Here is a 19192-nt window from a genome sequence, read left to right as displayed (position 1 = left end):
CGGCGTTCCCTGTTTATTGTTGAATGCATACGGATTACGCCAACGCGTCGAGCATTGCTGCCAGTCGCTCCAGCATAGCGCTGATCTCTGTAGCCAAGGCCGGAGTGAGAGGGTGACCATCGAGGCGGCTCTCAAGGTTGATGCACGCGTCTGCCAGGCTGCCGGCCTGCACGGCGCCCAAAGCTCCGGCCATGCCATGCAGATGTTGGCCAAGTGCCGCCGCGTCGTTCTCTTGAAGTGCTGCCGTGACCTTGTCGATGTCCTGCTGCATGGTGCTGAAAAACAAGACACGCATTTTTGCTGACAACTGCGGCTGATCAAAGCCAGGCTTGACGTGCGTGGGCCTGTGAGGATCGGCCGCCGGCGAAGTTTCGGCGACTTTGCAATGTTTGAGCAGTTGCGTTCGCAGTGTCTGCAGGTTTAATGGCTTGACCAGCCACGCATTCATGCCGACCGTTGCACAACGTTCGCCTTCATCGCGCAGGGCATTGGCGGTGATGCCGATAATCGGCAGATCGGCGTCGTTCTCGCGCAGCGCTATGGCGAGTTCATAGCCATTCATCACCGGCATGTTTACGTCCGTCAGCACCATGTCGAACAAGCCTGGCAGCCATTGGTGCAGGGCTTGTTCGCCATCGGCGGTGGCGACAACCGTGCAACCGAGCGCTTCCAGTTGCTCTTTGATGATTGCCCGATTGATCGGGTTGTCTTCGGCAATCAGGATATTCAGATCCAGCCGCCGGGCTTGCTCCGTGAGCGCAGTGCGGCTGTGCTCGCCCACGCCTTGTTGCGCGAAGCTGACCGCCCAGGCCATCGCCCGGATATCGTGCGCATCGACCGACCAGCCCTCGGCGGTGTACTCCGCCGGGTTGGCCCCGGCGCTGGTGGCAATCACGCGTGCGCCGCTCCATGCGGTTTGCGCGGACGGCAGCACATCCAGCAACAGCGCTGAAGTGCCGGGCAGTTGTTTTGCGTCCGGGCCGAGGATGCGCGCTTCCTGCCCCAACCGGCTGAACCAGTTGCACACATGTTGCGCCAGTTCCGGTGCCGGGGCCTGTACGTAAAGCGGCGGCGCATCAGGTGCGAATTCGGGGCAATCGCTCAACTGACCTTGTGCGCAAGCGAGATGCAATTGCAGCGAGAAACTGCTGCCCAGTCCGGGTTCGCTGACCACCTTCAATTGCCCGGCCATCAGTTCGCACAGCCACCAGCAAATGGCCAGGCCGAGGCCGGCACCGCCTTCGCTGGAGGCATCGCGGACCTGATAGAACGGGTCGAACAATTGGCTTTGCTGGGCCTGGGAAATACCGATGCCTGAATCGCTGACCTGCCATTGCAGATTGGCGCCACCGGCGTGGAGATCCAGTAGCCGCAGTCGCAAGACCACGCGGCCGTTGTCGGTGAACTTGATGGCGTTGCTCAGCAGATTATTCAGAATCTGCCGGATGCGCAGCGGATCGCCCTGCACCCGGTCCGGTATCGACGAATCAATGCACGCATAAAGCTGCAAACCCTTGGCCTCTGCGAACGCACTGTAGGTGCGCAAGGTGTCTTCGGTCAGCTCTAGCGGACAGAAGTCCTGAGCTTCGATGGTCATTTGCCCGGATTCGATTTTTGACACGTCGAGCACGTCGCTGATCAGTTGAAAAAGGGTGGCAGAAGAGCGCTGAATGGTGCGCAAGTATTCCTGTTGACGCGGCCCCAGATCGGTCAGACCCAGCAGTTCGAGCGTACCCAGTACACCGTACAGCGGCGTACGGATTTCATGGCTCATGGTCGCGAGAAAGCGCGTTTTCGCCTCGTTCGCCGAGTCGGCTGCACGCAAGGCTTGCTCCAGTGCTGCGGCATCATCGATGTGCCGGGTGACGTCATGAAATGCGCAGATCCACACATCTTCGCCATGGTAGCGAGCGCCGACCACTCCCACATGCAGATGGCGACCGTCAATTTCCAGGTCGGTCTGGCCGGGGCTGGTCAATGGGTGTTTCTGGTCGAGAGCGGCGATCAGTTGGTCGCTTGGTTGCCACTCTAGAATGCGCTGGTTTTCCAGCATTACCTGATGATCACTGCAACGCACCACACACAGCCCGGTGGGTGCAGCGTCGATGACCGCGCGGCTGAATGCCTGGCTTTCGGCAATGCTCCGGTGCGCTTGATGGGCTGGCAGCACCACGCGGATTTTGTACCAGCGGTTGAAGGCCAGGCCGCCGGCGATAGTGGCAAGCATCAACGTCAAGACGCCGAGCAACGGCCGCCACGCGTAGTCAATGAAGCTCTTGAAGCCGATGACGTACACGGCGGTCCAGCGTTGCGGGCCGGCACTGGAAATCTTGAACACCAGACCATCGAGGCGCACGTGCAGCCCCTCGCTCAACGCACGGTCGAGCTGCCCGCTGCCGATCAACAGGCTGCCGTTGGGCGCGGTCAGGCTGAAGCTGTCGTAAATCGACCACTTCATGATGCGCTCGATGTCGTTGATCTGGTTCAGGTTCATCAGCGACGCCACGACCACCCATGCACTGGCGCCGTCGATGGCCAATTGCGCCGCAGGCAATTCGATATTGACGTAGCCCAGAACCGTAGGCGGTTGAGCCTCATTCGATGCAGAGCCATAACGTATCCAGTGGACTTGATTGTCCAGCGGGCTGGAGTTGGAGGCATGCAGTCGTTCCCGCACCTGCTTCATCACAGGCTGGAACTCGCCGCCCTGGATCTGACCGGCACCGCGCAACTGGCCCACCGCTGGTACGGTGATATCAAAGTTGTTCGGCATGTTGAACAGGAATACCTGAGGTGACTGATAATACGATGCCGACCAGAATGCGCTGTAGTAACTGGCCAGGTGCGCACCCAATGCAAAGACTTTGTGTCGTTCACTGCGATGAATCGATAGCGGATTGATGTTCACGCTGAAGGGCAGGGAGAGCGGCAGCTCCTGACCTTTGAAGATCTCCTGTCCTTCTGCGGGTAGCGCTTGCTCCACAATCATGCGCAACTGATGAGTATCCAGCGGCAAGCCTTTGGCACTTTGAGTGGCGAGCGCACTGAGAAAGACTTCCTGTTCCTCGATGTTTTCCATCAGACGCGCGAAGTGAAACCGCACCGTGTCACGCTGTTCCTCAATCATGCGATTGAGGCCCCAGGCAGTCAGGCCGACCAGTATCGATGCGAGGCCGCACAGCACCACCAGACCCTTGTTCATCCGTAGTGAGCTGCTGGTCAGTTTCTGCAAAAGCGCGTTCGCGTGCGTCATTGGGCAGGTCTGCTGAAACTGCGTCGATAGACTGTGGGCACCATCACCTCCGATGAAAACACCATTGTACGCAAGGGTCAGTCAGCAACAGCCGGGCCGTCCTGAATCAGCAACTGCTGAAACACGGATGACGACACTGCGTGCGAAATGAGAAACCCCTGTACCTGAGTGCAGTTGATTTTACGCAGCAGGGCCAGTTCTCGTGCGGTTTCGACGCCTTCTGCCACCACCGTCAGGCCAAGCTGAAGGCCGAGTGCGACGATACTGGTGAGAGCCTGGGCCAACTCCTCGTTTTCGCTGCAGCCGTGCACCAGCGCCCGATCGATTTTCAGTTCGGTAAGGGGCGTCGAGACCAGGTTCATATACGAACTGTAGCCCTGACCGAAGTCGTCCTGCGACAGACCGAACCCCTTCATCCGTAACCGGCATGCACCGGCGTAAAAATTGCTGATGTCATCGGGCATCGAACATTCCATCAGCTCAAAGCAGATCATCGCCGGAACGCCGTGCTGCGCAATGACAAAATCGAGAATGCGGTCAGCCAGATCCGGGCTGTTCAGCAGGTGCGTGGGCAAGTTGATGGATACGGGAATCGCATAGCCTTTCGCGCCCCACAACTTTTGTGCCTTGATCGTATGCGAGAGGATTTGCCAAAGCAGGGATTCTTCCAGGTCGAACGCCTTGAGCGCCGGCAGAAAAGTTCCGGGTAACAGTACGCCGTGCTCGTGATGTATCCAGCGCACCAATGCCTCAGCGGCAACGATCCGGCCATTGGCAAGCGACTTTTTTGGCTGAAACCATGCCTGCAATTGACCATTGTCCAGTGCGGCGAGAATGCCCGGGCGATCGATTTTCGGACCGGCCTGGGGCAGGAGCGCGATAGCCTGGCGCAGATTGCCCAATTGGTCCGTGAGGGTGCGCAAGGCGTGGCTCTTGACCGGTTTGGAAATCAGACCGATGACGCGCACGCCCAGATTGCGCGCGGCGAGGCTGGCGCTGGTCAACATCCGACGTGACGCGACACTCATGATTGCCAGCGCAGGTCGTGAGCCCGAAGCTGCCAGCCCCTGAATGAACTGCACGCCGTCCATGCCCGGCATGAGCAAATCGGTCAACACCAGATCGAAGTCACGGCGCTTCAGACAGTCCAGTGCCGCGCTGCCTTCCTCAGCAAATGCCAAGTCGAAGTCGCCGAGTTCACTTAACAGATTTTGTAGATACAGTTGCTGGAATGGATGATCTTCAACGATCAGGATGCTAAGTGGTTTCATTGGGGATTCTTTCGTAGGGCGCCAGTTGGTTGTGCAGAGCCTGCAACGTGAAAGGTTTAACCAGACAATCGTCCATCCCAGCCGCCAGGCAGAGGGCTTCCTCGCCGCGCATGGCGTTGGCAGTTGCACCAATGATCGGCACCTTGCAGCCCAGACGACGTAACTCGCGAGCCAATTCGTAGCCGTTTTTTTTCGGCATGTTGACGTCGCTCAACACAACATCGAAGCGTCCCGCGTGCCACATCGCCAAGGCTTCCTCGCCGTTGCCGGCCAGCTCCGCCGTGCACCCCAGTTCGTGCAGTTGGTCATGCAGGATCAATTGGTTGATCACGTTGTCCTCTGCCACCAGCACATGCAGATGCAGTTTTTTCATCTGCAGTTGGGGATTTACCGTGTCCGGTTCGATGGCAGGCAACCCTAGGGCGCGGCCGAGCGCTTGGCGAATGGCATTCAAGTGATTGATGTTGACTGCCCAACCGCCCGAGCCGGGTTGCGGTTCGTTAAAGCCATCACCGGTGGCCAACACCAGCGGTCCTGACCATTCAGGGACCAGACGCTTGTCAAAGCGACCGGGGTGCAGTTCGAGCAATACGGCTTGCTGGTTTTTCATGCCGGGTGATGGCCGTTCCAACTGAGGGCGAGCACCCCAGCGGCGTAGCCAGCCGCTGATGGCTTCGGCCAGTTCGCGAACGGGCGAGACGACGAAAATCACTTTCGACGGCAATGCCGGCAAATCATGCGGCAGGGCCGAATGCACAGGCTGCTCCAGCGAAAGATCCAGAGAAAAACTGCTGCCGAGTCCGGGTTCGCTGACCACGCGGATGCTTCCGTTCATCAAGTGGGTCAGACGCTGGCAGATCGGCAACCCCAGTCCAGTTCCAGCGATCACGTTAGTGTGGCCACGCGACTGATAGAAGGGTTCGAAGATTTGCGCCTGGTCTTCCTCGGTAATGCCTTTGCCGGTATCCGAAACCTGCCACAACAGGTTGGTGCGTTCACCGTCCCGACCAAGCACGCTCACACGCAGGACGATGCGGCCGGCATCGGTGAATTTCAGCGCATTGTTCAGCAGGTTGTAGAGAATCTGCCGGATGCGCGACACATCGCCGATCACCCGCTCCGGCGACTTCGCATCAATCACGGCGTACAAATCCAGACCTTTGCCATGGGCGGCTGCGGCGTATCCTTGAATCACCTCGTGGACGAGTTCAAGCACGCTGAACTCCGTCAGTTCCAGCGCCAGTTGCCCGGCTTCGATCTTCGACACATCGAGCACATCGCAAATCAATTGCAACAGCGTTGCGGAAGACCCTTCAATGGTGCGCAGATAGTCGGTCTGCTGCGCATTCAGTTCGGTTCGGGCGAGTAACTCGAGGGTGCCCAGCACGCCATACAGCGGCGTGCGTATTTCATGGCTCATGGTGGCCAGGAACAGAGTTTTCGCTTCATTTGCGGCATCGGCTATTTGCCGCGCCTGATCCAGCGCTTCTTCAATCTGAGTGCGCGTGCTGATGTCGCTGAAGGCGCAGAGCAACACGTCCTCGCCCTTGTAACGAGTGGGCGCGCAGCTCAGGTACAGGTGGCGTCCGTCGGCGGCTTCGAAGTAATCGGTGACTTGCGGATTCATCTCGTCGAACGCCTGGTAGATCCAGCGCCGGCTAAGACGCTCACGCTCACCACTTGGGCCCAGCCATTGCTCTGACAAGGTGTTTTCCAGCACCACCTGGCCGTTGGCCCGACGCAATACGCACAGCGCAACCGGTGCGGTCTGGATCACGTCGCTGCTGAACAGTTCGCTTTCGACCAGCGCCTGAATGCGACTGATGGTGGGCGTAATAAAGCGGTATTCAAGGCGTCGAATCACAACCCACATCATGCTGATGCTGAACAGGCAAAACAGCAGGGCGCCACCCACTCGCGGCCACAGCGCGATCAGCACATCCTGTAAATCGATCGAGTAAACCAACTGCCAGTCGGAAAACTTCAGTTGTTTGCGCATCACCAGATTTTCGGGCAGCCAGTTTCTGCCGACAAAGCCAAAGAAATTCTGCCGCTGCATTTGCATGAGATTGCGACACAGCTGTACAGGTTGGCTGTTGCTGAACACCAACATTCCGTTGGGGTGAAACATCATGAACTGCCCGGCGCTTTGATCATCCAGCGCATGCGAGACTTCGCGGCCATCCATCTCAAGACCCAGCCAGCCGGAGTCGAGGTCCTGCGCATCGAGCCGGATAAACATGTAAAGCTGCGAATGGCTGGGCGATTGTTCGGTCAACCACAGTTCGTCCATCGCATTGCTGTTGTCGCGTTTCAATGCCTGCAAGCGATCGAGCATCGCTTGAGGGAAATCAGCGCGTATCGGGGTGGCCGTATAAAGCCTTTTCACCTGAAGGTCGTTGCCACTGCTGACGTACAGCAGATTGACCTGCTTGCTGGTCAGGTATTGCCGGATCCGCTCGGTAAGCCAGATGCTCCATTGCTTACCGCGCGTGGTGCCGAGCAATAGACGGACTTCTTCCGGCGAGACGAGCTGTTTCGAACCATTGGACTGGCGGATGGCCGACAGGCTCAGGCTCTCGAGCAGCGCCTCGCGCGTGGTGAAAAACGTGTGGGCTTCAGCGATCGCACTGCTCATAAGGCTGCGCCTGCGCGACACTTCGGCATTGAACGTCAGCAGCAAAAAACTGTAGACACCGCTCAGAATGCCGACGAGCAAGACCACACCGAAAATACGCAACAATCGTCGCGCAGCGTTTGGTGTGGAGAGGAGGGGATTTATCTGGTGAAGGTAGTTCTTCAGTTTCATCTGGTTACCCTAATGAGGGTAGGTTTGGATGTGTATCAGACGATTCCTAAAGTGCTGGAGCCAGTTCATTTAAGAATCGTCTTATCGCTCGGGCCAATTGTTCGCATGTAATGTGGGTAAAAGGCCGGAGGTGTTGTGTAGATGAAAAGCATTGTGTCTGTAAGTAAGTGTAGGGGGTCTTATCAAACAATCATAAAGTTGTTGGTGGCTTTAAATTTTTCAATCATAGCTGGTCAGGCCAATGCGGGCTGCGTTCTTTCTATCGGTTCCACGGCGCAAATAAGCTATTTTATACCCCAAACTATTGCGATACCCGCTGATACGCCAGTTGGGACTCTTCTCCATACATCGGAATCTTCAACATCAGCTCATGTGAGAGTTAGATGTACGGGTACCTATAACAGAGGGTTGAAAGGGGAGCGAGGTGCAGTGGCAAATAACGGAATACTTCCTTTCGGCGAGTCAGGGCTTGGGTATAAACTTTATTCTGCTGTAAGTCCGGCGAATGGGAATAGTGATAGCATTTATCCAAATCCCACTTCTGGTCCGGATTTGGGAACCAAAAATCCTTTTACTCTAGAAATCTACAAAATTGGCCCGATCAAAGGCTCTATAATTCCCGCAGGGGCGTTCGCGAGCTTCTATGGTGATTCGGTGAAAATGTATACCGCGAGTCTCGCCAGTGATGTTTATATCAATCAGAGCAGCTGCGAAGTACCCGACGTCACAGTGCAGATGGGTAATCAGCTGGCGTCTGATTTTACCGGCATTGGCGTGACCGTAGCTGCAAGAGATTTCTATATCGACTTGGTACGCTGTGGCTCAGGTATCAACAAAGTCACCTACATGCTGGATGGCGCTGACGGAAACTATTTTTCTGATCAAGGTGTTATAAAACTCGACCCGCAAAGTGTTTCCGGTGTAGGCGTGCAAATCAAGCGTGACGGCCATCCCGTTTCATTAGGGGCGTGGCTAACCGATTTTATCAAGCCGCAAATGGGCAGTAACCGGTACAGCTTTTCAGCATCTTATTATCAAGTAAGCAAGAACGTTTCGGTTGGGTCGGCAAATGCCTCGCTTAGAATAACGGTTAAATATTTATAGTGCTCGTCTCTGATACATGCGAGGCGTCGGTCTTGTAGTCCGGAATTAATGATTGGAGTATATTGGTTGAAAACCTCACATTGCATAATCGGAATCTTGCTGATTACGACGCTATTACTGTTGATTGAAATACCGATCGACACTTGGCTGACGTCGGCAACCCTGAGCCTGACACTTGGGGCCAGCGCACTGGTTTACATGGCGGCTTCCTGTCTGCTAGCCAGCCGCTGGGGGTTTATTGAGAGTCTGTTCGGCGGCCTGGATCGCGTCTATGAGGCACACAAGTGGCTAGGTATATGGGCTCTGGTATTCGCCACGTATCATTTTGTATTCAAGGCGGATCTCGATGTCTGGCACAGCGCATCTATCCTGGAATTACCCCGATACTGGACGCGACTGGTTCGCCAATTAAGCTATGTCGCATTGGGTCTGATAGTGCTACTGGCGCTGAACCGTCATATTCCTTACAGCCTGTGGCGATGGTGGCACAAACTCTCCGGCCCATTGTTCCTGCTCGTGATCTTGCATTGGCTCAGTTTCAGATCGCCGATCACCTTACTCAGCCCTTCGGGTATCTGGTTGACGCTGTTCTGCACACTGGGTGTGCTCGCTGCCCTCTACAAGCTGGTGCTCTATCCATTTGTTGCCCGTGCGGGCGAGTATCGAGTGACAGCCGTGCATAGAGAAAAAGATGCGCTGCATTTGACACTGCAGCCGACTCATAAAGGTTTTGAATTCAAAGCCGGGCAGTTCGCTTTTCTGGCAATGCAGGAAAAGGGCCTGCGCGAGCCGCACCCCTTCACGATAGCGAGCTCCAACGGTGCGGATGGGCAGATTGCGTTCATCATCAGAGGGCTGGGGGATTACACGAAAAAGCTCTGCGAATGCGCCACAGTCGGAATGCGCGCCACCGTCTATGCCCCTTACGGACGTTTTAAACGCGCCTCTCAGGCCGAGCGGGAAATCTGGGTCGGCGCAGGTGTGGGTATTTCGCCTTTCATTTCCTGGTTGCAGGACCCAGACGGCAAAGACTTCGAAAAAGCGACGCTGGTCTATTGCTTCACACCCGCGCGCGCCTTCCCCGCGCCCGAGGAGTTGCAAGTCATGACCGAGAGGCGTGGGGCGCAATTCGTGCGCAACGTCGGTGGTATCGAACAGCTAGCTGAAACCATCGGTCAGGCGGTGACCCAAACCGAACCGCGCAAAATCCACATCAGTTTTTGCGGTCCCAAAGGCTTGCTGACCAAGGTGCATGAGCTGATGGATATCAACCGGATCCCGAAAGCCAATCTGCACTTCGAAGTTTTCGAGTTCCGTTGATTTGCAGGGCTGGCGCTTGTAACGCTACACCGAGCTCCCCGCGGAGCTCGCGATTGACCAATTCCGGGCAAACCCCAGAAACGACAAAGCCCTGAATAATCAGGGCTTTGTCGGTACAAATATGGCGGAGGCGATGGGATTCGAACTCATGGACCTGTTACAGTCGACGGTTTTCAAGACCGCTATTCAAAGCCTTTAAAATCGCGGCGTACAGCGATTTTCCGTTCCATTACTTTTGTTTTTCGACACCCCTACAGACCGCGAATTATAAGGGGGGGCGTTTTGAGTTATGGAACGCTTTTTTTGGTTACTTTGAGGGTTTCGCGATGGCACCGACACGGCGATAAACGCGCTCGGTGATGTCGCCTTTCGTGTGCCCAAGCAACAAACTTGCGTCGCCCACATCGCTGATCTCTGACGCGGCCTTTGGGCGAATATCGCGGAACTGAAATTCCCCGATCCGGCCGGCGAGGAGATCGTCACCTTTCTCAAGCGCTTCCAGTTTTGCTTTCTCGCGCGCCGCATCCCACCGTTTTCTCAGCATCGTCGCCGTCATCCTCTTGCCGCTCCGGCTCACGATCAGATAGCTCGAAACCAGCAGAGTGTTTCGCTCTGTGATTTCCGCTATCAGCTTGCCCAGGCTGTTTGCCTCCCCGGCGGTGGTCATCTGGATGCGCAGTTTTTTGTGCGTCTTGTTCTGCTGCACCGTCAGGTATCCGCCCTCAACATCATCCTTCCTCATAACCAGCACATCTGCCGGCCGCTGTCCGGTCAGATAGGCCAGGTCCATCGCTTCTTTCAGCTCCTGAGCTGCCTTCTTGTAAACCGCATCCCACACCACATCATTCGCATAATAATCCCTCGGCGTCTCCTTGTTCTTGCGCACTCCTTGGCAGGGGTTTTCCTTCGTTGTCAGCCCCCATTCGCGGGCAATGTTGAAGACGTGCGAGAGGGTGGCGATCTCACGGTTCGCCCGCACCTTGGCCGAGCGAGCGTCCCGGTAGCCGGCAATGGTTGCCGGCGTGATCGAGTCAATCGGCGCGCCGTCGAACATCGGCCGGAGCTGCTTGATCTCCGCCAAGTTGTCCTTTTGCGTGCGCGGGGCCTTCTTGGGCACGATCTCGCGGATGTACCTGTCGAAAATGCCTTTCATCGTGCGCAAGTCGAGCGGCTTTTCCTTCGCCTCAAGTTCCGCCCATTTGAGCCTGGCTTTGTCGAGATCCTTGCCCAGCGGAATATCCTTCCCGAGTAGGTCGCGGTAGTAGTAGGCCGTCCAAACGCTGCCGTTTTTGCGTTTCCGTGAACGTTGGTACATCCGGGGCGGCAGGTGGTGGTGCTCGGTCTTGCGGGGGCGCATATCAGTTCACCTGCGAATAGTCTGGCGTCCATACCGGTGGAGCCGGCCGTGGGTTCGGGTCGGCAATGGAGGGGCTGATCATGCCCAGCTTCATGCGGGCATACATCCGACCCACCAATGGGCGTTTACCGCGGCTTTCGACGAACACCCACTGGCGATCAATCAACCATCGGCGCTGATACGCGCGCGCCTTGTAACCGGTGAGATCCGCCAACTCCTCGTCGGAGAGGATTTCTGTTTCCATGCTGGTGCTCCATGCCGCGCGTGGCGGCAGAGGTGGTAGGTATTGAGTGGTCGCACTTGGTCTACAGTTAGTGGACGCGCTACTTGATGCGGAGAAAATGGATGTTCAGCAGGTATCCCGAACAGAAGCAGAGCCGAAGGGTGATAGGTGCTTTCGGTGCCGCATTCCTTGCTTTGGGCTTATTTCTGATTGCCATCGAGGGAGTGGGTGGAGTTCTTTTCACCGTCATGGGGAGCGGTCTATTACTGTTGGTTTTTCTTGCGAATGAAAAAGCGTATGCGAGAGCAATGCGTGTTCTAGGCTGGTTCGACGGACTTTCGTGAATGGATCGCATCCCCCCTTCCACCGGCAGACTGTTGAGTAGGGTGAGGGGTTACTGCTGGGTGAGTTCGGCGGGGACGTTGACCGTGGCGCCGCGCTTGGCGAAGACCACTGCGCGGAACACTGCGATGGTCCGGGTTTCGCCGGGCTGGCGGTTGAACGGATCGTTCGTCATGTCGGCCAGCCACGGCTGCTGATGGCCGACATCGACCCAGACGCCGTGCTTCGTGATAAGCCGCTCGGCGTCGGGCAGGGCGAAGAGATCCATCTGACCCGCGACGGGCTGCTGATCACCCTCGATCGCATCGATTGCCCATTCCAGCGCCGGGCCGGTCAGTTCCTCGGTGCGGACGCTGACCATGCGGCTCATGGCTTCCAGCGCGTGCCAACGCGAAAAACCATCATCAGATTGTGGTGGAGGGGCACTTTGAGCACGCGGTCGAAAAACTCACCTTTTCCAGAGATGAAACCCGTAGGTACTTTGCTTCTTTCGATCCCGAACTCTCGCCAGCATTCTTCGCCGCCGTTCTCGTCCCAGTAGGCCCGCTCGCGCTTCGGAAGCTCATCGTAGGTTTTCATGAAGACGGAGTGACCCGGAATATCACAGATCCGGCGCCATGCTGGATTGCGCTTGCACCAGTCGACGGCATGCTGGGCAGCTTGCTCGGCAGAATAAAATTCGTTGGTGTTTTGTTCGGTCATCGCCACGGCCCCTTGTAGATGAGGTAGGCCATGTAGAGCGGCGCTGCTATGGGGAAGATCATGGCGTCACCCGCTTGAACTCGACGACCCAGACCCACGGATTGGCTTCCCAGTCGCCGCCAGTTGATTCCCAGAGATGGCGCCATGCGGCTTGCAGTGTGGGACGTCCGTCAGCGCCCGCCCCTGCGTGGCACATGTCGTATCGGTCTTGCCCGTCGGCCAGCGCATCCAGATCAATGCCCTCGGCTTCAATCTCGGTGTCGCTGAGGTCCTGCAACCGCTCGACGCGGACGTCGGTGATCTCCAGCAGGATGCGGCAGGCCCAGCGCGGCATGTGGATGCTCGGACGACCTTTGCCAGTCGTGACCATGGAGCAACCGGTCTGACGGACAGCTCCATCTGCTGGGTACCAGATTGGTTCGCCTTGGCTCAGGTCGCGAGGCGCTATCGAATCTACTTGCGCATCACAAGCCCATGCCTCGCGCACCCACAGCCGTTCACCGGGCCGGCCGTAAGGGCAAGGCGCGAACTCCTCCAGCTCTTTGGCGCACTCCGCTTCGGTCGCTCCGAACACGCCGAAACCGTAGCGCGGGTCGCGCTGGGCAATTGCCATCCAGCGATGGCGCTCGCCGGCAGCAACTGAAGCGTCCTCGGTCGGGATCTGTGCACCCTTTACCGGCCGCCGGGTGACCGTCTTCCGCCCATCCAGAATGGCGCGCACCATCGGTGCCGAGAACAGGATGGGGCGCTCCTTGATGGCGGTCATGGCATCACCTCGCATGCTGCCGCTCTCGCGGCAGTGACTTCGTCGATCAGCGATTGCGGGAGCTGCGCGGCGAATTCGCCTTCTGACCAGGACAGTGGCTCCGACTGGCGGATCATTTCGTTCAGCAACTCGAAGGCTGCGAGCAACTGGTCGTCGCGGATCTCGCCGTCTTCTGGCAGGTCGTCGCAGAAGTGGTCTGCCGGATCAATTTGACTGGGATAGTTCGGTTCGCAGATGCAGAGCTGTACGTCGGCCAGTTCGATATCACTTTCGATCAGGTAGTCGCGCAGGCTGTCCTCATCGAAGAAGTACCGGTCGCCATCGAAGATAACCAGCGGCTCGCCGGCCCATTCCTTGATCGGCATCGCCGCGAATTTTGCTCGGCGCCGGACGTGTCGGCACTCATAGCAGGAACTGTTCACCTCATAGATGGGGTGTTCAGGGTTCACATCGCAGCGTCGGTGACTTGCGCCGCAGTAGCGGGCAAGGTTTTCGTCGGCGCCGAAAAAGCGCCCGTCAGCGGAAACCCAGCCGGTTACCGTTTGGAGGCTGGCCGCTTCAGGAGCGTCGTACATGATGATTGGCTTTTGTGCAGACATGACTTCGTCCTTGCCGCTATAGCGGCTGACTTTTAAGGGGGGGGGTAGCTAAAATGTGATATCTATAGCAATGGGAAGTTTTTCATTATTGATAAGGTACGGAGTTGAAAGTGGAGCCTGTCCTAGATGAGGCATTATGTGCTGCTGTTGGAGTTGCAGTGCTGAGTTCGCAAGCATTTGAAAAAATGTTCGTATTGGCTGCGCGTCATGCGATCAAACAAGCGGATGCGCTGACAATTGAAGATATCGTTCCGGTGAATGCGTCAAAGGCCTTTAAACAGCCCGTCACCGCTTTACTGAAACAGATCTCTGGCAGCGTAGAAATTAAAGATCTGGAAGAAAGGATTCTTCGTTACATTGAAGATCGACATATCGTAGTTCATCGGCTGGTTGAAAAGGACTGGTCTGGTGAAGGCGGTCTGGATGCCATAAAAGAGACTTGTATGCGTGTTGCGTCTGAGTCGATAGAACTGCATAAGATTTTTACGATAATGTTCGGTGAGTGGCTATACAAGTTTCCAGAGTTTCACGCCGTAATTGAAGAGTACGAAATATTTAAAATGTATGGGTTAGGTAATTCCGCAGGAGCAGATAGCAATTAGTTTGATTAAAGAGCTGAGGGCCGACGTAGTCGCGCTTCATGCAGTCTCCTGCTGCGGGCGTTCTTGCCGTAACGCCTGCTGCACCGCGAGGATGATTCGCTCTAGGTAGGCGTAATCGGGATTTGGCTCAGTGGCATCACTTGTCATGTGCCACCACTCGTCGCCGAACAGCTTTGTCATCAGCTCGCTGAGGGCGCCGTGGAGATGATCAATCGAAGGCGGTTCGCGTAGATCCTCTGCCGCGTCGAACATTTCTCGCGCTTCGTCCGATGTGTAGCCGAATCGGCGGCGATCTTTCAGCACTAGGCGCTGCGCTTCGTTTGCCAGGGCATCACCGCTGAACTGGCGCGACCTGATGTTCTGATCGAAGTAGCCGATGATGTAGCTGGTGTTCAGCTCACAGAAGGATTGCGCAATGGTGTGGCCATCCCACATGCCGCCCCAGTACGCCGCCCAACTCTTGCCCCAGCAACTGACGGTGATCTTGCCTTTGGACGGAGCCAGGTCTTCGAGGAAGACGGTGATTGGATCGAGATTCTGCGCGCCGGTAATCACCAGCTTCGTTACTGTCGAGCGCTCAACCTTCAGCGGCTCGGCCGTTTTGTTTTCTGTGGGCATGGGGCGTCCTATGCCGCGGCATGCCCGGGCGGTGGGGGGGTGGGTAGTTTCCCGGTAGGCTCAGCAGTTCGGCATAATCGCGATTCAACTCGGAGGATGCGGTCGTGATTAAGGACAAGGTGGTATGGGGCGGGTGCGTTGGTCTTTTTCTAACTGGCGCCTTGTTCGCTTATGGCTTCTCGGGAGAGAAGGCCGAAGGCTTCAAAATCGTTGACCTGTTCGCGATCATTTCTGCTGTCGCGACGGCGTTCGCTGCCTTCGCAGCATGGAGCGCAGCAAGCGCTGCTCAGAAGCAGTCATTTGACTCTTCAATATCGATACGACGTCAAACATACAGGATGCACTTCGAGTCCTTTAACGAGTGGCTGGACGGGGTTGAGTCTTCTCTCAATATTGAGTTTTATCGAAGATACGAACTGTATGACTCGATCTTTCCAGACAACCGAAATCCATCCCTTGGATTCAGTGAGGTCGGGGATCCCGAACTTTTTTCATGGCAGAAGGCATTTAAGAGTCTCGCGGACCTTGCATGCAAACCAATTCAGCCAAGCAGACGGGAAGTTGCGACTTGGATTGGAGACTTCGCCTCACTTTCCGGGTATATGCATTACACGTTTCTAAAAGCTGACAAGGTTCAAATTTATCTTGGCGGTCATGTTCGATCAGAGATTTCAGCGGAGAACTTTAAGCGGGCCCTACCTGTTATGGGCATGGTATTGACCGCACTGACGAAGTTTTCGTATGTCGAAGGAGCGTCTTCTGATCGAGGCATGTCCCTTGAGTTTGAGTTCGCCTTCAATGAATTTATGGAAGCGATCATGGAAAGTTCATGGCATCAGCATGAGTACAAGATCATGCCTATTTGACGGCGGCTGACGTGGTTCGATGCTTGGTAGCGTTACGGTCGTTCGCCAAGATCCAAGCCGATTTGGCTGACCCGATCGAAACATACCGGGCTCAGCCAGACGCATTCAGTTCGACTTGCAGTGCCGCGGCTGGCGCTGATCCGCGCCGAAGTGCTGTAGCAGGCCCAGTCCGGCAGCATCTCTGCGTAAAGGTCGCTCGGGTATCCAGACAGCACTACCATGCCTTTCAGCTCAAGCAAAGCGCCGAGCAATTCGCGGTGCGCTGCGTCGTCCATTTCGTGCTTGTAGTAGCGCCCGCTCGATGCGCCTTTGTATCTGGTGTCATGCACATAGGGCGGGTCGACGTAGTGCAGAGTCTGCGGCCCGTCATGGGCTTTTATCACCTCGATCGCCGGCCTGTTCTCGATCAGCACTCCGCTCAAGCGCTGACCAACCTCGGCGAGTTGCTCAGGGTACGTAGCCCAAAGCGACTGAGCCGTGCCGTACTGCCGTTTCGTGTCGATGCGAAAGCCCGTTACGCCCTTGGTGGCGCCGGCAGAACCAAAACCCATCTGGGCACGGATGATGGTTCGCCTAGCGCGTTCGACCGGCTCGGCGCTCGGCTCCCACGATAGTTCGAACTCCTCGCGGGAGTAGGGCGTGAAGACCAGGCGTTCCGTGAGTCCCGATCGCGTCACCGGATCCTGTAGGACGCGGAACAGGTTGACGATGTCGCCGTCCAGGTCGTTGTAGACCTCGGCATACGATCGAGGCTTCTGCATCAGGACGCCGGCGGCACCGCCGAATGACTCGACGTAGCAGGTGTGCGGAGGAAAGTGTTGCAGCACCCACGGCGCAAGCCGGAACTTGGCACCGTGGTAGCGGATGACCGGTGCGGTGATGGTCATATTGAATTCCATGTGCGCGCCTGCCTCGCCGGCTGGCGTGATTCGAAGAAGTGGGCTATTTGTATTGGGCTCGGCATGAAGCCGGTTGGAGAAACACAGTGGAAAAAAGTGAAGCTGTACTCATCATCCGCAATCTTGCGGATTGCCTCAGAGCGAAGCCTAATCAGTTCACGTTCAATGTTTCTGCCAAAGCTGTAGGGCAGAAAATCGTCAGCAGTGGCGGAATTGGGATGGTCGTGAATGCGATTGGTGGAGCAAGTGGATCGTCAGTGATTGGCAACAAAGTCTCTGTGAGCAGCGCTGACGTTTCGATCGCTGTTGACGGAGCAAATGCCGCTATTGCCCAGCAGATGCAAGGTTTGATTGATTCCCTCGACGAGATCGCTAAGCAGTTGGAGTCCGTGAATCCAGACACAGGCTACATTCAGAAAGTGCTCAACTCCTTCAGCGAAGCCTGGGTCCCGCCAATTATCACAACCGTTATAAGCACGGTGACTGGTCTACTTGTGCCTTAGTTACGGAAAGACCGCATGTCGCTCTTGGTCATTTCGGGGTGTGGATCTCGTAGTCAGGCTCCGGCGGATCACCGGCAAGCGAGTTCATGCCGGCCGCCTAGATAAGTCGCGACACCTTTTCCGTTATGACAAAAGGTGTCGTGACACAGCGAAGCATCCACGTCTGTGTTTCGAAGTCGGCGCCGATTAGGTTTCGAATCAGGTCTTGATGATTTTCCTGCTGGTTGTTGAAGCCATGATCACTTATCACTTTCTTTAGATCGTGCTTGAACACGCCGGCGACCTCAGTCGTAAACTTCTCGACGCCCAATGCAGCGTCCTTTGCTGCTGCCTTCTCGCGCGTCCTGCGCTGCTCGATGGCTTCCGCCGTGGGCTGCTACTGTTCCTCGACCATGGCCTAGCTCTTCAATTCCGCTGGCCGGCAAGTCACTAGATGATGTATCAACCCCCTCAACTCACACTGGCAGGAGGCCGGCATGAGATTGCAAAGCGATGTAGATGCGCTCGCTGCAATTGAGGAAGACGCGCGAGCAATGCTGAAGCGGATAGGGTTGCCCGACAACGGCCAGAAGATCGAGATGGTCATCTGCCTGCGTCAGATAATTGATCTCGCCACCTATATGGATTCAACTGACCGCTTTATCGAAGCGCCGGGCGTTATCTGAGTCAGACACCACGCAACGCGATCGTTGCCTTAACACATTATTATGGCAATTAGATGTCACTTAGGTTATTTCTAGGGGTTCGGTATCGAGAGCTGCTAGGGACTATTTATGAGCATCCAGAAATTCATGGACGAGTGCACAAGGCTGACAAGCAACATGCAGGCGAAACTCGCTGCCTCGAAGCGTCTTGCTCTGTATGACTACTCAACCTCGAGTCACGTAGAAGAGTTTCTCAACGCGCAGCAAGAGCTGCACCGATCTATCCGGGATTTTGAAAATTTTCTCAGGTCTAGCTTGGGAAATAATCTTCAGGCGTGACAATCTCGTCGCCCGGATCGGCTGCCAGTTCGGCGATGCTCTTTTCGTCAAATGATTGCGACACCTTTTCGCTCAACTCATAAGGTGTCGTGACATTCCGCAACATCCAAGCCTGTGTTTCGAAGTCGGCGCCGATCAGGTTCCTCAGCAGCCGCTGGTGAACATCCTGCTGGTTGTTGATTCCATGGGCCTTCATGACCTTCTGCAAGTCAGGCTTGAATACTCCGGCCACTTCGATTTGAAACTTTCCGATCCCGAGCGCGGCATCCTTCGCCGCTGACTTCTCGCGCTTCCTGCGCTGCTTCATAGCTTCCGCCGTCGGCTGCTGCTGTTCCTCGGCCATGGCCTACCTCTCGAATTCCGCTGGCCGTCAAGTCCAGCCAGGTCTGTCGTTTACGTTGTTGGGTGCGAAAACGTCTCACGCTGCTACCTTCACCTGGTGCCAAGCGCCGGCGGCGTAGAACAGCTTCGCGGCTTGTGCTTCGTCGAGCGATACCTCTGCCGGGATGGCGATCCAGCCTGATGCGACCATGTGGTTTGGGTTACAGGCGTTTCGCAGCTCCAAGTAGTAATGCTCGATGGCATTGGTCAATCGCTCGACTTTGTACATGCCCTCGGGCGAGATCTCGACCGACTTGATGTACTCGGCGCCGCGCTCGTCTCGACACATGGCGCCGATGTAGATCGTCCATCGGTAGGAGAAGTCGAAAAGGGCGTTGGCGATCGCAACACTTCGAATCTGCCGGCAGTTCTTCCAGTTCGCCATGATCTGGCTGCCGCTCGGATCGATGTTCACGACCGCGACGTGGTTGGTGCTGAGCAGTGCCCGGCAACTGCGTTCGGCCCGGGCGAAACCGTTGTTGGGTTTTCGTTTCGATTTCATAGCGAGTCTGCCATTTTGCGCAGCGCCTTCCGGTCGGCAGCCGATATCGGCTTCGGGCGCCGTTTGAGAACCGTTTCAGGGTCTATTTTGTT

21 protein-coding genes are annotated in these 19192 nt (G+C 56.3%); 8 read left to right on the top strand and 13 right to left on the bottom strand.

Features of this window, described 5'->3' with window-relative positions; all coding sequences use genetic code 11:
* Positions 1–34: 34 nt before the first annotated feature.
* The 3 genes from ACP7BN_RS01775 to ACP7BN_RS01765 all read right to left on the bottom strand — a co-directional run bounded on the left by ACP7BN_RS01775 (position 35) and on the right by ACP7BN_RS01765 (position 7162).
* Complete coding sequence (locus tag ACP7BN_RS01775; protein ID WP_426201102.1) at positions 35–3253, bottom strand: ATP-binding protein; 3219 nt, start codon at positions 3251–3253, stop codon at positions 35–37.
* Positions 3254–3330: 77 nt separating this feature from the next.
* The gene (locus ACP7BN_RS01770) at positions 3331–4524 is read right to left on the bottom strand and encodes an EAL domain-containing response regulator (protein WP_426201571.1); all 1194 of its coding nucleotides are present in this window, start codon (positions 4522–4524) and stop codon (positions 3331–3333) included.
* Entirely contained in the window at positions 4511–7162 is a 2652-nt protein-coding gene (locus tag ACP7BN_RS01765; RefSeq protein WP_426201101.1) for an ATP-binding protein, read from the bottom strand. The genes ACP7BN_RS01770 and ACP7BN_RS01765 overlap by 14 nt, the downstream gene beginning before the upstream one ends.
* Here ACP7BN_RS01765 and ACP7BN_RS01760 point away from each other — a divergent pair.
* The 3 genes from ACP7BN_RS01760 (at position 7136) to ACP7BN_RS01750 (ending at position 9757) form a co-directional block, all read left to right on the top strand.
* A complete protein-coding gene (locus tag ACP7BN_RS01760; protein ID WP_426201100.1) occupies positions 7136–7444 on the top strand; it encodes a hypothetical protein in 309 nt (102 codons plus the stop codon). The two genes, ACP7BN_RS01765 and ACP7BN_RS01760, sit on opposite strands and share 27 nt — an antisense overlap.
* 30 nt (positions 7445–7474) lie before the next feature.
* Positions 7475–8437, top strand: a complete 963-nt coding sequence (locus ACP7BN_RS01755) for a fimbrial protein (protein ID WP_426201099.1) — start codon at positions 7475–7477, stop codon at positions 8435–8437.
* 66 nt (positions 8438–8503) lie between these two features.
* On the top strand, positions 8504–9757 hold the full coding sequence (locus ACP7BN_RS01750; RefSeq protein WP_426201098.1) for a ferredoxin reductase family protein: 1254 nt from the start codon (positions 8504–8506) through the stop codon (positions 9755–9757).
* Between the two features lie 307 nt (positions 9758–10064).
* Here ACP7BN_RS01750 and ACP7BN_RS01745 read toward each other — a convergent pair whose 3' ends face one another.
* Complete coding sequence (locus tag ACP7BN_RS01745) at positions 10065–11114, bottom strand: tyrosine-type recombinase/integrase (RefSeq protein ID WP_426201097.1); 1050 nt, start codon at positions 11112–11114, stop codon at positions 10065–10067.
* 1 nt (position 11115) lies between these two features.
* Positions 11116–11358: a DUF4224 domain-containing protein gene (locus ACP7BN_RS01740; protein WP_426201096.1), complete on the bottom strand. Its 243-nt coding sequence runs from the start codon at positions 11356–11358 to the stop codon at positions 11116–11118.
* A 101-nt stretch (positions 11359–11459) separates the two neighbouring features.
* Here ACP7BN_RS01740 and ACP7BN_RS01735 point away from each other — a divergent pair, with 101 nt between their 5' ends.
* A complete protein-coding gene (locus ACP7BN_RS01735; RefSeq protein WP_426201095.1) occupies positions 11460–11681 on the top strand; it encodes a hypothetical protein in 222 nt (73 codons plus the stop codon).
* Between the two features lie 50 nt (positions 11682–11731).
* Here ACP7BN_RS01735 and ACP7BN_RS01730 read toward each other — a convergent pair whose 3' ends face one another.
* From ACP7BN_RS01730 to ACP7BN_RS01715, 4 genes are read right to left on the bottom strand one after another with little or no spacing between them, the layout of a single operon-like run.
* A complete protein-coding gene (locus ACP7BN_RS01730) occupies positions 11732–12049 on the bottom strand; it encodes a hypothetical protein (RefSeq protein ID WP_426201094.1) in 318 nt (105 codons plus the stop codon).
* On the bottom strand, positions 12046–12381 hold the full coding sequence (locus tag ACP7BN_RS01725) for a hypothetical protein (RefSeq protein ID WP_426201093.1): 336 nt from the start codon (positions 12379–12381) through the stop codon (positions 12046–12048). Before ACP7BN_RS01725 ends, ACP7BN_RS01730 begins: the two co-directional genes overlap by 4 nt.
* A gap of 58 nt (positions 12382–12439) precedes the next feature.
* Positions 12440–13147 (bottom strand): hypothetical protein, encoded by a 708-nt coding sequence (locus ACP7BN_RS01720; protein WP_426201092.1) that lies wholly within the window; start codon positions 13145–13147, stop codon positions 12440–12442.
* On the bottom strand, positions 13144–13746 hold the full coding sequence (locus ACP7BN_RS01715; RefSeq protein ID WP_426201090.1) for a hypothetical protein: 603 nt from the start codon (positions 13744–13746) through the stop codon (positions 13144–13146). The genes ACP7BN_RS01720 and ACP7BN_RS01715 overlap by 4 nt, the downstream gene beginning before the upstream one ends.
* 110 nt (positions 13747–13856) lie before the next feature.
* Here ACP7BN_RS01715 and ACP7BN_RS01710 point away from each other — a divergent pair, with 110 nt between their 5' ends.
* Entirely contained in the window at positions 13857–14348 is a 492-nt protein-coding gene (locus tag ACP7BN_RS01710) for a hypothetical protein (protein ID WP_426201089.1), read from the top strand.
* A gap of 36 nt (positions 14349–14384) precedes the next feature.
* On the opposite strand, the gene ACP7BN_RS01705 is transcribed toward ACP7BN_RS01710, so the two are convergent.
* A complete protein-coding gene (locus ACP7BN_RS01705) occupies positions 14385–14966 on the bottom strand; it encodes a hypothetical protein (protein WP_426201088.1) in 582 nt (193 codons plus the stop codon).
* 104 nt (positions 14967–15070) lie between these two features.
* On the opposite strand from ACP7BN_RS01705, the gene ACP7BN_RS01700 reads away from it, so the two are divergent.
* Complete coding sequence (locus tag ACP7BN_RS01700) at positions 15071–15832, top strand: hypothetical protein (protein ID WP_426201087.1); 762 nt, start codon at positions 15071–15073, stop codon at positions 15830–15832.
* Positions 15833–15864: 32 nt separating this feature from the next.
* On the opposite strand, the gene ACP7BN_RS01695 is transcribed toward ACP7BN_RS01700, so the two are convergent.
* Positions 15865–16719, bottom strand: a complete 855-nt coding sequence (locus ACP7BN_RS01695; protein WP_426201569.1) for a DNA adenine methylase — start codon at positions 16717–16719, stop codon at positions 15865–15867.
* A gap of 98 nt (positions 16720–16817) precedes the next feature.
* Here ACP7BN_RS01695 and ACP7BN_RS01690 point away from each other — a divergent pair, with 98 nt between their 5' ends.
* Positions 16818–17234, top strand: a complete 417-nt coding sequence (locus tag ACP7BN_RS01690; protein ID WP_426201086.1) for a hypothetical protein — start codon at positions 16818–16820, stop codon at positions 17232–17234.
* Between the two features lie 476 nt (positions 17235–17710).
* A complete protein-coding gene (locus ACP7BN_RS01685; protein WP_426201085.1) occupies positions 17711–17899 on the top strand; it encodes a hypothetical protein in 189 nt (62 codons plus the stop codon).
* 289 nt (positions 17900–18188) lie between these two features.
* On the opposite strand, the gene ACP7BN_RS01680 is transcribed toward ACP7BN_RS01685, so the two are convergent.
* Together ACP7BN_RS01680 and ACP7BN_RS01675 are read right to left on the bottom strand one after the other, a co-directional pair.
* Positions 18189–18560, bottom strand: a complete 372-nt coding sequence (locus ACP7BN_RS01680; protein WP_426201084.1) for a hypothetical protein — start codon at positions 18558–18560, stop codon at positions 18189–18191.
* A gap of 75 nt (positions 18561–18635) precedes the next feature.
* Positions 18636–19100: a hypothetical protein gene (locus ACP7BN_RS01675; RefSeq protein WP_426201083.1), complete on the bottom strand. Its 465-nt coding sequence runs from the start codon at positions 19098–19100 to the stop codon at positions 18636–18638.
* Between the last annotated feature and the right edge of the window lie 92 nt (positions 19101–19192).

Origin of the sequence: Pseudomonas sp. TWP3-1, from assembly GCF_049896625.1 — a bacterium.
Lineage (GTDB): Bacteria > Pseudomonadota > Gammaproteobacteria > Pseudomonadales > Pseudomonadaceae > Aquipseudomonas.
Note: the sequence above shows the minus strand (reverse complement) of the source record. Positions and strands in the feature narration are given on the sequence as shown.

Bases quoted from the DNA above. Each gene is read 5' to 3' on its own strand.
- ACP7BN_RS01775 (WP_426201102.1), bottom strand. From the start codon at position 3,253: ATGACGCACGCGAACGCGCTTTTGCAGAAACTGACCAGCAGCTCACTA.
- ACP7BN_RS01770 (WP_426201571.1), bottom strand. From the start codon at position 4,524: ATGAAACCACTTAGCATCCTGATCGTTGAAGATCATCCATTCCAGCAA.
- ACP7BN_RS01765 (WP_426201101.1), bottom strand. From the start codon at position 7,162: ATGAGCAGTGCGATCGCTGAAGCCCACACGTTTTTCACCACGCGCGAG.
- ACP7BN_RS01755 (WP_426201099.1), top strand. From the start codon at position 7,475: ATGAAAAGCATTGTGTCTGTAAGTAAGTGTAGGGGGTCTTATCAAACA.
- ACP7BN_RS01745 (WP_426201097.1), bottom strand. From the start codon at position 11,114: ATGCGCCCCCGCAAGACCGAGCACCACCACCTGCCGCCCCGGATGTAC.
- ACP7BN_RS01740 (WP_426201096.1), bottom strand. From the start codon at position 11,358: ATGGAAACAGAAATCCTCTCCGACGAGGAGTTGGCGGATCTCACCGGT.
- ACP7BN_RS01735 (WP_426201095.1), top strand. From the start codon at position 11,460: ATGTTCAGCAGGTATCCCGAACAGAAGCAGAGCCGAAGGGTGATAGGT.
- ACP7BN_RS01730 (WP_426201094.1), bottom strand. From the start codon at position 12,049: ATGAGCCGCATGGTCAGCGTCCGCACCGAGGAACTGACCGGCCCGGCG.
- ACP7BN_RS01725 (WP_426201093.1), bottom strand. From the start codon at position 12,381: ATGACCGAACAAAACACCAACGAATTTTATTCTGCCGAGCAAGCTGCC.
- ACP7BN_RS01720 (WP_426201092.1), bottom strand. From the start codon at position 13,147: ATGACCGCCATCAAGGAGCGCCCCATCCTGTTCTCGGCACCGATGGTG.
- ACP7BN_RS01715 (WP_426201090.1), bottom strand. From the start codon at position 13,746: ATGTCTGCACAAAAGCCAATCATCATGTACGACGCTCCTGAAGCGGCC.
- ACP7BN_RS01705 (WP_426201088.1), bottom strand. From the start codon at position 14,966: ATGCCCACAGAAAACAAAACGGCCGAGCCGCTGAAGGTTGAGCGCTCG.
- ACP7BN_RS01695 (WP_426201569.1), bottom strand. From the start codon at position 16,719: ATGACCATCACCGCACCGGTCATCCGCTACCACGGTGCCAAGTTCCGG.
- ACP7BN_RS01685 (WP_426201085.1), top strand. From the start codon at position 17,711: ATGAGATTGCAAAGCGATGTAGATGCGCTCGCTGCAATTGAGGAAGAC.
- ACP7BN_RS01680 (WP_426201084.1), bottom strand. From the start codon at position 18,560: ATGGCCGAGGAACAGCAGCAGCCGACGGCGGAAGCTATGAAGCAGCGC.
- ACP7BN_RS01675 (WP_426201083.1), bottom strand. From the start codon at position 19,100: ATGAAATCGAAACGAAAACCCAACAACGGTTTCGCCCGGGCCGAACGC.